The 14,225-nt window shown below is 44.1% G+C and carries 9 protein-coding genes; 7 read left to right on the top strand and 2 right to left on the bottom strand.

The features are described from left to right. Positions 1-118: 118 nt before the first annotated feature. A complete protein-coding gene (gene katG, locus BM043_RS02105; RefSeq protein ID WP_092788578.1) occupies positions 119-2,386 on the bottom strand; it encodes a catalase/peroxidase HPI in 2,268 nt (755 codons plus the stop codon). A 578-nt stretch (positions 2,387-2,964) separates the two neighbouring features. On the opposite strand from katG, the gene BM043_RS02100 reads away from it, so the two are divergent. From BM043_RS02100 to BM043_RS02070, 7 genes are all read left to right on the top strand, one after another. Continuing rightward, complete coding sequence (locus BM043_RS02100; protein ID WP_092788577.1) at positions 2,965-4,296, top strand: GntP family permease; 1,332 nt, start codon at positions 2,965-2,967, stop codon at positions 4,294-4,296. Between the two features lie 149 nt (positions 4,297-4,445). Continuing rightward, positions 4,446-4,979 (top strand): hypothetical protein, encoded by a 534-nt coding sequence (locus BM043_RS02095; RefSeq protein WP_092788576.1) that lies wholly within the window; start codon positions 4,446-4,448, stop codon positions 4,977-4,979. A gap of 87 nt (positions 4,980-5,066) precedes the next feature. After that, complete coding sequence (locus tag BM043_RS02090; RefSeq protein ID WP_245752895.1) at positions 5,067-7,475, top strand: TonB-dependent receptor; 2,409 nt, start codon at positions 5,067-5,069, stop codon at positions 7,473-7,475. A gap of 56 nt (positions 7,476-7,531) precedes the next feature. Continuing rightward, on the top strand, positions 7,532-10,096 hold the full coding sequence (locus tag BM043_RS02085) for a cation-translocating P-type ATPase (protein ID WP_092788574.1): 2,565 nt from the start codon (positions 7,532-7,534) through the stop codon (positions 10,094-10,096). A gap of 59 nt (positions 10,097-10,155) precedes the next feature. After that, positions 10,156-11,463: an APC family permease gene (locus BM043_RS02080; protein ID WP_245752894.1), complete on the top strand. Its 1,308-nt coding sequence runs from the start codon at positions 10,156-10,158 to the stop codon at positions 11,461-11,463. A gap of 48 nt (positions 11,464-11,511) precedes the next feature. Further along, positions 11,512-12,381, top strand: coding sequence for a cation diffusion facilitator family transporter (locus BM043_RS02075; protein ID WP_092788572.1), 870 nt, complete (start codon positions 11,512-11,514; stop codon positions 12,379-12,381). Between the two features lie 69 nt (positions 12,382-12,450). Further along, on the top strand, positions 12,451-12,990 hold the full coding sequence (locus BM043_RS02070) for a methylated-DNA--[protein]-cysteine S-methyltransferase (RefSeq protein WP_092788571.1): 540 nt from the start codon (positions 12,451-12,453) through the stop codon (positions 12,988-12,990). Positions 12,991-13,025: 35 nt separating this feature from the next. On the opposite strand, the gene BM043_RS02065 is transcribed toward BM043_RS02070, so the two are convergent. Then, entirely contained in the window at positions 13,026-14,225 is a 1,200-nt protein-coding gene (locus BM043_RS02065) for an acetate/propionate family kinase (RefSeq protein WP_092788570.1), read from the bottom strand.

Raw genomic sequence — 14,225 nt, 5'->3', positions numbered from 1 at the left:
TCTCTTCAAAAGTACCCATTTAATCCAAAAATGAGTGTCTCAATTAAATTTCACAAATTGCTGTAAAAAAAGGCAGCCCGTTTCCAGACTGCCTTTTAGGTTTATAGGCTTGAGTGGATTAAGCTAGATCAAATCGATCCAGATTCATCACTTTGTTCCAAGCTTTTACGAAGTCTGTTACAAACTTTTCTTTTCCATCTGAGCAACCGTAAACTTCAGCAATTGCCCGCAACTCTGAATTTGATCCAAAGATCAAGTCAGCTCGGGTTCCAGTCCACTTCGGTTCACCGCTATTTCGATCACTACCGACAAATACATTATTGGTATCGTTAGTAGCTCTCCAAGTGGTATTGAGATCTAGCACATTGACAAAGAAATCATTGGTCAATTTGCCAGGGGTAGCCGTGAATACACCATGCTTGGATCCGTCCCAGTTGGTGCCAAGTACGCGCAGACCGCCAACTAAGGCAGTCATTTCAGGGGCAGTCAAAGTCAATAGCTGCGCCCGGTCTACCAGCATTTCTTCAGCTTTAACTGGACATACTTTGCTCATGTAGTTTCTGAAGCCATCTGCTTTAGGCTCCAAGAAGGACCAAGAGTCAACTTCAGTTTGCTCCTGAGAAGCATCCATTCTACCCGGTGTAAACGGTACTTCCAGCTCAAAACCAGCATCTTTGGCACTTTTCTCGACAGCAGCACATCCACCAAGGATGATCAAATCTGCCAAAGAAATCTTTTTACCCTCAGAAGCGGTGCTATTGAATTCCTCTTGAATGCTTGACAAGGTGTCGAGTACTTTACTCAATTGCTCAGGATTATTTACTTCCCAATCCTTGCATGGCTCCAATCGAATGTGGGCACCATTGGCTCCACCACGCTTATCAGAATTTCTGTACGTAGCAGCAGAAGCCCAAGCTGTACTGACTAATTCGGAAACAGAAAGACCGGAAGCTAAAATATTTGCTTTCAATCCTGCGATATCATTGGAATCAACCAATTTATGATCTACCGCAGGAATCGGATCTTGCCAGATCAAATCTTCAGCTGGCACTTCTGGACCGAGGTAAAGAGATTTTGGTCCCATATCCCGGTGAGTCAACTTAAACCAAGCCTTGGAGAATGCTTCTGCAAACTCTTCTGGGTTTTCGTAGAAGTGTCTGGAAACTTTTTCATACTCAGGATCTACTTTCAAAGCGATATCCGTAGTCAACATAAACGGGGCATGTGTCACGTTGGGATCGTGCGCATCAGGCACAGTTCCAGCTCCTCCACCATTGACCGGTCTCCACTGATGAGCTCCAGCAGGACTTTTATACAATTCCCATTCAAAGCCGAAAAGATTTTCGAAGTAGTTATTGCTCCACTTAGTAGGTGAGGTAGTCCAGGCACCTTCTAATCCTGAAGTAATGGTGTGCTCAGAATGTCCCTTACCAAAGGTATTTTTCCATCCCAAACTCATCTCTTCGATGGAAGCTCCAGCCGGCTCACGACCTACGTATTTTCCAGGGTCAGCTGCACCGTGAGTTTTTCCAAACGTATGACCACCGGCAATCAACGCAACCGTTTCGTAATCATTCATCGCCATTCGGCCAAAGGTCTCACGAATATCCGTCGCAGCGGCTAATGGGTCAGGCTTTCCATTGGGTCCTTCCGGATTTACATAAATCAATCCCATCTGAACAGCTCCTAGTGGATTTTCGAGTTCTCTGTCACCGGTGTAGCGCTTATCGCCCAACCACTCAGTTTCTGATCCCCAGTAAATATCCTCTTCTGGCTCCCATACGTCAGCACGTCCACCACCGAAACCGAAGGTAGGCAAGCCCATGGATTCCAAGGCTACATTTCCAGCCAAAATCATCAAGTCAGCCCAAGAGAGCTTACGTCCGTATTTCTGCTTTACAGGCCAAAGTAATAATCTCGCTTTGTCCAAGTTGGCATTATCAGGCCAGCTATTCAAAGGAGCAAAACGCTGTGTACCAGTACCGCCTCCTCCGCGACCGTCAGTCACACGGTAAGTTCCCGCCGCGTGCCAAGCCATACGGATGATAAACGGTCCATAATGACCATAATCTGCCGGCCACCAATTTTGAGAAGTGGTCAATACTTTTTCAAGTTCTGCCTTAACTTCATTTAAATCCAAAGACTTAAACTCTTCGGCATAATTGAAATCCTCACCCATCGGATTGGATTTGGATGAATGCTGTCTTAAGATATCTAATCTAAGCTGGTTAGGCCACCAATCTCTATTGCTGGTCCCACCGCCTCCGACATGCTTCATTTCCCCATTGTGAAAGGGACACTTGCTGATGTCTCCGCCTCGGTCGGCATGACCATCATTGACGTCATAGCTTCTTGGCCCATTTGGGTTTAAATCTTTGTCTGACATAGTGAATATTATTTGTTTAAAGTTTAATTTCTAATTCAATCTCGAAGTTAGTGATATTTTTTATTGATTAAAACAAAAATCCAATAGATAAAAACTATCGATCTTTTTGCCTTTTTCATTCCCTGAATTTACCATAAAATCAAGGATAAGAAAAGATGATATTTCTCAGGAACTTAGGGTGAGAGACAAAACAATAGCTGATTATCTGCAAATGAACCACAAATCAAAACTTTTTTACCAATCAAGCTGGATGCTTCATCTTTTTACCTTTCGGTCAGGCAGTCAACCAGCACAGACGACGGGTAACCCAGTCACAGCTGTCAGTGATGCTTTCTTCAATTGAACCTTTACCCAACTTCAAATCAGTTTAATTTTCTTATCGGTAAGAAAGCAGATATACCTGGTAGTAAAATTCAAATCAAAAGAGAAAAGAAACGTCTCAAATAAAAACTTCTCCAATCAATTGATTAAACACAGCCCTTAAAACCCCCATTCAAACCAAAACTTTTACAGACTCAGGTTTTTCCTTAATTTTTGGGTATAATCAAGCTCTTAAACCCAAAATCTTCCTCTAGCTTATGCTTCTTATTTTTACAATTTTTGCTGTCTTGGCCATCATTCTTCTTGCCATTATTAAATGGGACATCCATCCATTTTTGGCACTTTTTGTCGGGGCTGTTTTTTATGGACTTTTGGCGGGAATGAGATCCGAACTTATTCTGCAATCCATCACAGACGGTTTTGGAGGGGTTTTGGGCTCGGTTGGTTTGCTCATTTTATTTGGGGTGATTTTAGGGACCTTTTTGGAAAAAACAGGAGGAGCCATTGTCATTGCCGAGCGGATTTTAACCTGGATCGGTAAAAAGTCTGTCAACCTTACGATGATGCTTGGAGGCTATGTATTGTCGATACCCGTTTTTGGAGATTCGACTATCATCATGATGAACCCGATTGCCAAGTCACTGGCACTTAAAAGCTCAAAATCTTATGCAGCCACAATAGTAGCACTTTCGCTGGGTGCTATGTGCAGTCATTCGCTTGTTCCTCCCACTCCTGGACCGATTGCGGCGGCTGGAATTCTCGGAGCAGATCTGGCCCAAATGATATTTTGGGGTATGATCGTTTCACTTTTAACCTTGATTCCTGCTTATATTTTTGTGAACCGCGTAGTTTCAAAAATTCAGTTGAAACCAACTTTAGCAGTAAATGAAGAAAAACTGGACGCTTCCAAATTCCCTTCGGCTTTTCATTCTTTTTTGCCCATACTTATTCCTTTGATTCTTATCATTCTGGCCTCAATCGCTAATTATCCTTCCGCACCACTGGGTACGGGTAATTTTCAAAAGGTCATATTGTTTATCGGCTCTCCAGTAATTGCCTTACTGATTGGAGCAGTCCTTTCGTTTACTTTGCCCGAAAAATTCGACCGCAAAATGTTAGCCTCCAGCGGCTGGCTGGGAGAATCCCTCCGGATAGCTGCTCCGGTTATTTTTATCACTGGCGCCGGTGGAGTATTTGGCAAAATGCTTCAAAATTCCGGAGTCGGCGAACTGGTCAGTACTGGTATGAGCGATGCCAACTGGGGTATTTTTCTTCCTTTTTTGATCGCCTTTGCACTAAAAACCGCTCAAGGATCAACCACTGTCGCCATGATTACTACCGCTTCGATAGTGGCTCCACTTCTCAGTCCTTTGGGATTGGATACGGATTTGATGCGGGTATTTGCGGCTCTTGCCATTGGTGCCGGATCGCTGGGCATTTCCCATGCCAATGACAGCGCGTATTGGGTGGTCACACAGCTTTCGGGTATGAGTATTCGGGAAGGCAATAAATCCCACAGTTTGGGCACATTGATTATGGGCTGGACAGCGATCGGAATTATTTTTGTTTTTAGTCTGATCTTGGGTTAAGTCCCTCATCGAAGTTGATCTTTTGGTTTTCGCCTTTTAATTCATCATCATTCCGCTAAAATCATTTTTAAACAAAGCATGTCAAATACGCTGGTTTTGGATCTGGATTTTTCCAATTTTAACAATTGAACCCACTTGATTAGGCACTCTTGAAAAGGAAAGTTTACGGCATTATTTTTCTTTTGGCGCTGACTGCGCCCATGCTATTGCTATTTCTAGTGCTGAAATCCCAAATCCTGGAAGTCCGAGAATCTGTAGAAAGAAAATACGAGGAAGGTTTTGAGGAGGACCGAATTCAGACTTTTCGGTTTACACAAAGAGAAATCCAAGAAAACCTCCGCTGGGAGCATGACCGGGAATTTGAATACAAAGGGCAAATGTTTGACGTCATTGAGCGAAAAACCGTCGATGGATTAGTGGAGCTTACCGTGTATGCGGATCATGAGGAAACCAAGCTAAAAATAAAAATGGCTCATCTACTGCAGGGAGAATTGGATGATGAACCCTGTGACGATCAAAGAATCAGAACGGATTTTCACTATCAGCTTTTTCAGTCTACCAGCGAAAACTGGGTATCCAATCCAAATTGTATTCCTTTGGAAAAACTGGACTTTAACCCGTCCATAACGCTTTCTTCCCTCCAAAAGTCGCCCCCTACTCCCCCACCGAATTCTTTGAGATAAATCCCGCTTGCATTTGACGCTTTTTCGGTTTCCGGAAAAGCTTTAACTGCTTATATCCTATCGAATTGGATTTATCAATAGAATACCATGAAAAAGCTATTCATGCTCCTTTGCATGCTTGGATGGGTGGGTTTTGCCTATGCCCAAACTTTAATAATAACGGATCAAAACACCGGAAAACTACTTGAAGGGGTGACTCTCATCAGTCAATCTTCGGAATCTGTTTCACTTAGCGATCCTTCTGGAGAGGTCGACCTTTCCCCTTTTGCCGGATCAAAATCAATTTTGATCAGTCTGATGGGCTACGAAACCGAGCAGCTTTCTTTTGATCAGTTGCAAAATAGGAACTTTCGGCTCGCACTCGTTCCCACCAATCTCCAACTCAGCGAAATAGTCATTTCAGGAACCAAATGGAATCAGCAATCTGCCAATCTTCCGATCAAAATCAGTTCGATTTCCCCTGAGACAATCGCCTTTCAAAATCCGCAAACTGCAGCGGATTTGTTGGGAGTTTCGGGAAAAGTATACATTCAAAAAAGCCAACAAGGTGGTGGCAGTCCCATGATTCGGGGTTTTGCCACCAACCGGCTTTTGTATGTAGTAGATGGAGTGCGGATGAATTCGGCGATTTTCCGTGGTGGAAATTTCCAAAATGTGATCAATTTGGATCCCTTTATTATGGAACAAACTGAGGTGCTATTCGGTCCGGGCTCGGTGATTTATGGGAGTGATGCGATTGGTGGAGTGATGAGTTTTCAAACGCGAAATCCAACATTTTCTCAGGAAAAGAACTTTTCAGTTTCGGGGAATCTGACCAGCCGATACTCATCTGCCAATCAGGAGAAAACTATCCATGCTGATGTCAATTTGGGCTGGAAAAAATGGGGCTTACTTACCAGCTTTTCTAATTGGGATTATGATCACCTCAAACAAGGGAAAAACGGACCTGATGAATATTTGAAGCCATTTTATGTAGAGCGAATTAATGGCTCCGATCAAGTCATCTACCAAGAAAATCCCGGACTGAAGCAAATTCCCTCTTCGTATTCCCAATACAATCTGATGCAAAAAATCCGTTTCAAACCCAATTCCAAATGGGATTTTCAATACGGATTTCATCGATCACAAACCTCTCCCTATGGTCGATATGACCGCCATAACCGAATCCAAAATAACCTTCCCCGCTACGCAGAATGGGATTATGGTCCTCAGCTTTGGCAAATGAATCTACTCAGTATCAAATACACCGCAGACCGAGGGATGTTTGATCAGATGAGTCTGAAAGCCTCACAGCAGCAATTTAAGGAAAGCAGAATTGACCGGAATTTTCAGAATCCATTGAGAACTATTCAGGAAGAGCTAGTTGATACCTATGCTTTCAATTGGGATTTTCACAAGCTGATGGATGAAAAACATACGCTCAGTTATGGAATCGAGTGGGTCAAAAACCAAGTGAGTTCCACCGGAAAAACTGAGCAAATCGAAACCGGCCAAACCCAAAAAGGTCCCTCCCGATACCCAAATGCGGATTGGTCCACTTGGGGAATTTACCTCAATGAAGAGCTCAAACTAACCGGAAAAGCGAATCTTCAGGCAGGGCTGCGGTACAGTAGATACCAGGTTTTTGCAAGATTTTTGGATGAATTTTATCCCTTCCCCTTTGAGGAAAGTGAACTGGATGAAGGCGCGCTGACCGGGAGCTTGGGCATGGCGATCAGACCGAGTTCGGATTGGGTAATTCAGAGCAACTTCGGAACAGCATTTCGAGCACCTAATGTGGATGATTTGGGGAAAGTTTTTGACTCTGAGCCTGGAGCGGTTACGGTCCCAAATCCTGAATTGAGACCTGAATATGCTTACAGCTTGGATTTTGGTGTGGCCAAAAAAATTGGAGACTTGGCCAAAATTGACATCAGTACTTACTACACTATTTTAGATCATGCCTTGGTAAGAAGAAACTTCACTTTAAACGGAGCAGACAGCATCAGTTATCAAGGTGAATTGAGTCAAGTTCAGGCGATTCAAAACGCAGCACATGCCCGCGTTTTTGGGCTACAATTGGGATTGGAGATGCGATTATCACCCCAGTTTGATTTCACTACAGATCTCAATTTCCAAAATGGAAAGGAAGAACTCAACGATGGAAGCATCAGCCCATCCCGACATGCAGCACCACTTTTTGGAGTCAGCCGATTGGAATACAAAAATAATCTGTTCAAAGGCCAAGTTTACTTCATCTATCAGGGCGAGCGAAGTTTTGAAAACTTGGCTTTTGAGGAGCGAAACAAAGATGAGATTTATGCAAAAGACCAAAATGGAAACAATTATGCTCCAGCATGGTACACCGCTAATCTGAAAGCTAGCTATCAGTTTCATCACAATTTTCAGGCTGTCATAGGTCTCGAAAACCTAACTGATCAAAGCTACCGGCCTTATAGTTCGGGAATTTCCGGTGCAGGCAGGAATTTGCTGATTTCTCTCAGTTATAAATTTTAGTCCGAAAGATTTTTCACATCACCAAGAATGGTATTTTTGATATCAATCCTACGCAAATGAGTTCTGTTTCTGATTTTTCTAAATTTTTACAAACTCCCATAAATCAAGGGCTCAGCCAAGATGAGATTTCTGAGCGCAGTTCTATTTTTGGGAAAAACACCTTAAAAGAAAAAAAGAAAAAACCGGCCTGGAAACAGTTTTTAGGGCAGTTTCAGGATTTCATGATCCTCATTCTCTTAAGTGCGGCCTTGATTTCGGGAGTGGCAGGAGATCTGACTGACAGCATTATTATTTTGATCATTGTCGTGCTCAATGCCGTGATGGGTTTTGTCCAAGAATATCGAGCCGAAAAAGCGCTGGAGTCCCTCAAAAAGATGAGTGAAGTCCAAAGTCAAGTCAGGCGATCAGGGCAAACCAGTCAAATTCCATCCTCAGATTTGGTGCCGGGTGACATCATTCTTTTGGAAGCCGGAAATATGATTCCAGCGGATATTCAGCTTTTAGAAGCCTTTGCAGTCAAAGTGGATGAAGCTTCGCTAACAGGAGAATCCATACCGGTAGAAAAAACTGCCAGTCAATCCATTGAAACGCATTCCGACATCAACAGTACACACCAAGTTTTTAAGGGAACTGTGCTCACCAATGGCCGAGCTGTGGGAATCGTCCTCCGCACAGGAATGGATACGCAGTTGGGCAAAATCGCTGATCTGCTCCAGAACACCCGTCCTGAGACACCTCTGCAAAACCGAATGAAAAAATTCAGTAAGGTCATTTCCTATTTGATTTTGCTGATTTGTCTGATCCTATTCGGAATGGGAATCCTTCGTGGTGAAGAACCTCTGCCTCTACTTTTGGTCACGGTGAGTCTGGCAGTCGCAGCTATTCCGGAAGCTTTGCCGGCATTGATTACGATCGCGCTTTCTCTGGGGGCGGCCCGATTAGCCAAAAAAGAGGCTTTAATCCGAAAGCTCCCTGCGGTCGAAAGTCTCGGATCGATCACCTATATCTGCTCGGATAAGACAGGTACTTTGACCAAAAATGAGATGACTGTCGTTCGAGAGTCGAAATCCGAAATCGAAAATTACTCCCCGGATTTCAGCAATCTCCATTTGGCCATGGCGCTAAACCATGACATCAAGTCCGGTGAAAATGGCCAGTTGGCAGGGGAAGCAACGGAATTGGCTTTGGTTCATTATTTCATCAAAAAAGAGGGAAAGGAAAAACTAGCCCAAATACAGATTGAATTACCCCGAATTGGTGAGATCCCCTTTGACTCGGAGCGAAAGAGAATGAGCACATTTCATTCTTTTGGTGGAAAAGTATTGATTTTATGCAAAGGAGCAACAGAGTCAATAATTCAGATTTTGAAACCCCAAACAGATATTCAAGGAATAAATTCAGATTCCAAAAAATGGGCTTCGGAGGGGGAACGGGTTTTAGCTTTCGCAGCAAAAATCATCGACCGGTTACCTGGAGAAAAGGATTGGACGGATTTGGAAGCTGACTTGGATTATTTGGGGATAGCGGGAATGATCGATCCTCCGAGAGAGGAAGTCAAAGCCGCGATCGAAGAGTGCAAAACCGCAGGAATAAAACCGGTTATGATTACCGGAGATCATCCGGAGACTGCAAAGGCCATCGCTAAAGAAGTAGGGATTCTTGAAGAAAATGATCAGGTGCTTACAGGGAAAGAATTACTGGAACTGGACGATGAAAAATTTGAAAAACAAGTTGAGAATATCGCGGTATATGCCAGGGTAGCACCGGATCAAAAACTTCGGATAGTCAAAGCCCTCCAGAAAAAAGGGCACTATGTAGCCATGACAGGAGATGGAGTCAATGACGCTCCGTCCCTTCGTGCCAGTACCATCGGAGTAGCTATGGGCATCACAGGAACAGATGTGAGCAAAGAGGCGGCCCACATGATTTTACTGGATGATAATTTTGCTACGATCGTGCGGGCAATCCATGAGGGTAGAAGGATCTTTGATAACATCCGCAAATTCATCAAGTACATCATGACCTGCAACGGCGCGGAAATCTGGACGATCGCCATGGCGCCAATTTTGGGATTGCCGATTCCTTTGCTTCCGATTCATATTCTTTGGATCAATTTGGTTACCGATGGAGTACCCGCTTTGGCATTGGCAGGTGAGCGTCCAGAGAAAGACATCATGAACCGTCCGCCAAGACCGCCTCAACAAAGTCTCTTTGCAGACGGAGTGGGAATTCACATCATTTGGGTTGGAATTTTGATGGCTGGCGTAACGCTTTTTACTCAATATTGGGCCATCAAAAACGACTGGCATTGGCAAACGATGGTTTTTACGGTTTTGGCCTTTTCTCAACTCGGACATGTGATGGCGGTGAGAAGCGACCGGACCTTTTTGTTTCGCCAAGGATTGCTGAGCAATGCTCCACTTTTGCTATCGGTTTTTGTCACGTTGCTGCTTCAGTTGATGGTGATTTACCTCCCTTTTTTCAATGAATTATTTCACACCGAACCACTCAATCTCACTGAATTAATTTATTGTGCCGGAATGGGGTTGGTGGTATTTCATGCCGTGGAGATCGAAAAGTGGGTCAAGAAGCTTTGGCAAAAGCCATCAAAAATTGATTAGAATCTTTGCCCAATCTGCTTATCTTCCAATTCTCAAAAAATCGATCAAAAAAATAAAGCGTGTCTAAACCCATTTCCACGGAAGAAAAACAAGAGAAATTACCACGGAATCTAGGCCTTTGGGGCGTATGGATGCTGGTCGTAAACGGATTGATCGGAGCAGGAATTTTTGGACTTCCCTCAGGTGCAGCCGCCCTTGCTGGGGAATACAGTGTCTGGATTTATGCGTTTTGCGCCCTGCTGATGCTTCCTGTGATTTTGAGCTTTGCAGAACTAGGGAGTTATTTTCGAGGCACAGGCGGCCCAATCAAATATGGAACCTTGGCTTTTGGTGGATTTGTCGGTTTTCAGGGAGGTTGGCTGTATTACCTGGCTAGGCTTATTTCCTTTGCCGCCAATACCGTCCTTTTGACTGACAGCATCGCGTATTTTATCCCGGCTGCAGGAGTCGGAAGTGGAAGATTGGTTACCGTCTTTTTGACAATTTTACTTCTAAGCATAGTCAACACCTTGGGCTCCAGTCAATCGATCAAATCCATGACCTTGTTCACTGTGATCAAGTTTACCGTATTAATTGGATTGGTTTTGGGCGGATTTTTCCTATTGGGTGAATCGGTCCTTCCACAGTTTGACACACCCATTCCTCCAGGTTCGGATTTGGGAGCGGCCGCACTGCTGCTGATCTATGCCTTTGTCGGTTTTGAGGGAGCGGTAGTTCCCGCAGGAGAAGCCAAAAGGCCGGAACGGGACATGCCGCTTGGTTTGATCTTAGGATTGCTCATTGTCGTGATATTATACATGCTGATTCAATTAGTCACCATGGCAGCAGTCCCCAATTTAAAAGATTCCAATACCCCGCTTTTGGATGCTTCCTCCGCCCTATTTGGAGAATTTGGAGCCTATGCCTTAATGATCGGGGTGGCAACCTCAGTGATCGCCAATTTGATCAGTTCGATGTTTTCGGCCACTCGGGTCACCTATGCCATGGCGTTAGATAGCTCATTGCCAGTTTGGTTTGGAAAAGTTCACTCCAAGTTTCTTACCCCGGCCAATTCAGTAATATTCTTTGGTATCGCTGCCTTTGCACTCGCTGCCATGGGTTCCTTTCGGGTATTGGCTGCCATGACGGTTCTTTCTCGATTATTTCTATTTATCATGACTTGCGCAGCAGTACCTGCACTCCGATCCAGATTTCGTGGCCCGGGAAAATTTATTCTCAAGGGAGGATATCTTATTCCCATTTTGGGAATACTTGCCTGTTTATGGCTGATGATGCAGGTAAGCTGGAATTCCGTATGGATGACGGCAATTTTCATAGCCATCGGTGGCCTACTTTATCGGTTTGGGAAGAAGCAAAATCAAGAGTAAAGAACGCAGCCGGAGTATCCTTTTGCTCCAATAATTGTACCTTTGATCATGTCCAAGAGTAAGCTTGCCATACGAACAGTCTTATTCAGCATGATCGGCAATGCCGGGCTGGCGGTTATCAAGTTTTTGGCGGGTTTTTTCGGAAATTCCTTTGCGCTGATAGCGGATTCGATCGAGTCATTGGTGGATGTATTTGCCAGTATTTTGGTCTTGATTGGCTTGCGCTATGCGGAGCGACCGGCAGATGAAAACCACCCCTATGGGCATGGAAAAGCCGAGCCTTTGATTACTTTTTTGGTCGTGGGATTTTTGATTATTTCGGCGGCTACGATTGCCTATCAAGCGATTAAAAACATTAATACTCCACATCCCCGCCCGGAAAATTGGACACTTTGGGTTTTGGGGGCGATTATCCTTTGGAAAGAGATCTCCTTTCAATGGGTGCTATCCCGAAGCAAACGTCTCAATTCCTCTTCCCTAAAAGCCGAGGCTTGGCATCACCGGAGCGATGCATTGACTTCCATTGCGGCTTTCATCGGAATAGTTATCGCAATTTTTGGCGGGGAAGGTTTCGAAGTAGCCGATGACTATGCAGCATTGGTTGCTGTTTTATTTATCTTATACAATTGTTATTTAATTTTCAGACCTGCCTTAGGGGAAGTGATGGATGAGGACAATCATGTGGAATTGACCGCGGATATTCGTAAAATTTCGCTGACCGTACCCGGCGTCCTTGAAACTGAAAAATGCTACATCCGAAAGGCCGGCATGAAATACCATGTGGATCTACATGCGCATGTGAATGGGGAACTCACCGTCCGCGAAGGGCATGATATCGCCCATGCTTTGCAGGATACGCTACGTAATCAAATCCCAGAATTAGGGCATGTTTTGATTCACATTGAGCCCTCTGAATAATCCCCGACAATCCACGTCAAAAGTGAGATTAACTCCACGTTTCATCCCTACTTTTTGTATTTTCATCTTATGGAAAAAATCCAGATTCATACATACAAAGGCCCCATCGGCGAATTGGTTTTGGGATCTTATCAAGAGCGACTTTGTCTCTGTGAATGGGCTTTTCGGAAGATGCGGAAGGCCGTGGATTCTCGAATTCAAAATGGGTTAAAAGCAGAATTTGAACCCGGAAAAAGTGAAGTAATCGAACAGACGATTCGGCAACTTGAAGAGTATTTTGAGCAAAAGCGAAAAGTATTTGATATCCCACTGCTATTCGTTGGTAGTGAATTTCAGCGTTCGGTTTGGGAAAAATTAGGAGAAATCCCCTTTGGGGAAACAAGAACCTATTTGGGACTTTCGAAAGAACTGGGAAATCCTGATGCAATCCGTGCCGTCGCTACTGCCAATGGAGCAAATGCCATTTCCATTATCATTCCTTGCCACCGAGTCATCGGTTCGGATGGAAGTTTGGTGGGCTACGCGGGTGGATTGGATGCAAAAAAAAGGTTGTTGAAATTAGAAAACGCGAGGGTGATTTCGAATAAAGATCAGATGGGACTGTTTTAAATAATTTTAGACAAGAATCTTTTTTCGTTACACCTTCAATTTCCAAGCAATCCAAAACACTGCTTCGCAATTTCAAGCTCCTCATTGGTGGGAATAACGAGCAGTTTGACGTTAGAATCATCAGATTGGATTTCCTGAACTGTCTGCTTTGGGCTTTCATTTTTTGTTTGATCTATTTGAATTCCCAAAAAATTCATTTCCTCACAAACCAATTGTCGGGTCATACGATCATTTTCGCCCACTCCTCCGGTGAAAATTACTGCATCCAATCCATTCATAGCTGCCACAAAAGAACCAATGTATTTTTTGATGCGGTAGGCATAAAGCTGGTAAGCAAGTTTAGCTTCGGGGTTTCCCTTTTCAATTTGCTGCTGAATATCCCGCATATCGCTAAATCCGGTCAGCCCCAGCATTCCACTTTTTTTATTCAAAATCGTATTGACCTCGTCCAGGGAATAACCCAACTGATTGACCAAATGAAAGATCACCGACTGGTCAATATCTCCCGCTCGCGTTCCCATAATCAGGCCATTCATTGGACCCAATCCCATACTCGTATCCACACAATTTCCTTCCTGGATTGCCGCCATACTGCAGCCATTTCCCAAGTGAACCGTGATGAGCTTCAGGTCCGCTTTTCCCAGGTATTCCGCAGCTCGCTCGGAGACATATTTATGACTCGTCCCGTGAAAGCCATAATTTCGGATTCCATGCTTTTCATAAAATTCATTGGGAATAGCCATCCGATAAGCCACTTCAGGCTGGGTTTGATGAAAGGCCGTGTCAAAAACAGCCACTTGACGGGCTTTTTTGAATATCTTTTCGGCCACTTCGATCCCCAGGTAATTTGCCGGATTATGAAGCGGCGCCAAGGGAAACAGTTCTTTGATTTTTTGCTTTGCCTCTTCGGAAATCAACTGAGTACTGGCAAATTTTTCACCACCATGAACTACTCGATGTCCCACGACTTCTACTTCATCAGGATTATTGATCACCCCAATTTGGGATTCGGTTAAAAATTCCGCAACCGCCTGTAGTCCCACCGAATGGTCAGGAATAGGCATCAGCTTTATTTCTTTGATTTCATTCCCTGACAAAGTCGCTTTATATTCTACCCGGGCCCCTTCCTGTCCGATTCGATCCACGATTCCCGAGCAGATCACTTGCTCCTCAGGCATTTTGATCAATTGATATTTGATAGAGCTACTGCCGGAATTAATTACAAAAACATTCAT

This window comes from Algoriphagus hitonicola (genome assembly GCF_900113375.1).
Taxonomy (GTDB): domain Bacteria; phylum Bacteroidota; class Bacteroidia; order Cytophagales; family Cyclobacteriaceae; genus Algoriphagus; species Algoriphagus hitonicola.
Note: the sequence above shows the minus strand (reverse complement) of the source record. Positions and strands in the feature narration are given on the sequence as shown.

Excerpts from the sequence above, each read along its gene's own strand:
- katG (WP_092788578.1), bottom strand. The coding sequence starts at position 2,386 with ATGTCAGACAAAGATTTAAACCCAAATGGGCCAAGAAGCTATGACGTC.
- BM043_RS02100 (WP_092788577.1), top strand. The coding sequence starts at position 2,965 with ATGCTTCTTATTTTTACAATTTTTGCTGTCTTGGCCATCATTCTTCTT.
- BM043_RS02090 (WP_245752895.1), top strand. The coding sequence starts at position 5,067 with ATGAAAAAGCTATTCATGCTCCTTTGCATGCTTGGATGGGTGGGTTTT.
- BM043_RS02085 (WP_092788574.1), top strand. The coding sequence starts at position 7,532 with ATGAGTTCTGTTTCTGATTTTTCTAAATTTTTACAAACTCCCATAAAT.
- BM043_RS02075 (WP_092788572.1), top strand. The coding sequence starts at position 11,512 with ATGTCCAAGAGTAAGCTTGCCATACGAACAGTCTTATTCAGCATGATC.
- BM043_RS02070 (WP_092788571.1), top strand. The coding sequence starts at position 12,451 with ATGGAAAAAATCCAGATTCATACATACAAAGGCCCCATCGGCGAATTG.
- BM043_RS02065 (WP_092788570.1), bottom strand. The coding sequence starts at position 14,225 with ATGAATGTTTTTGTAATTAATTCCGGCAGTAGCTCTATCAAATATCAA.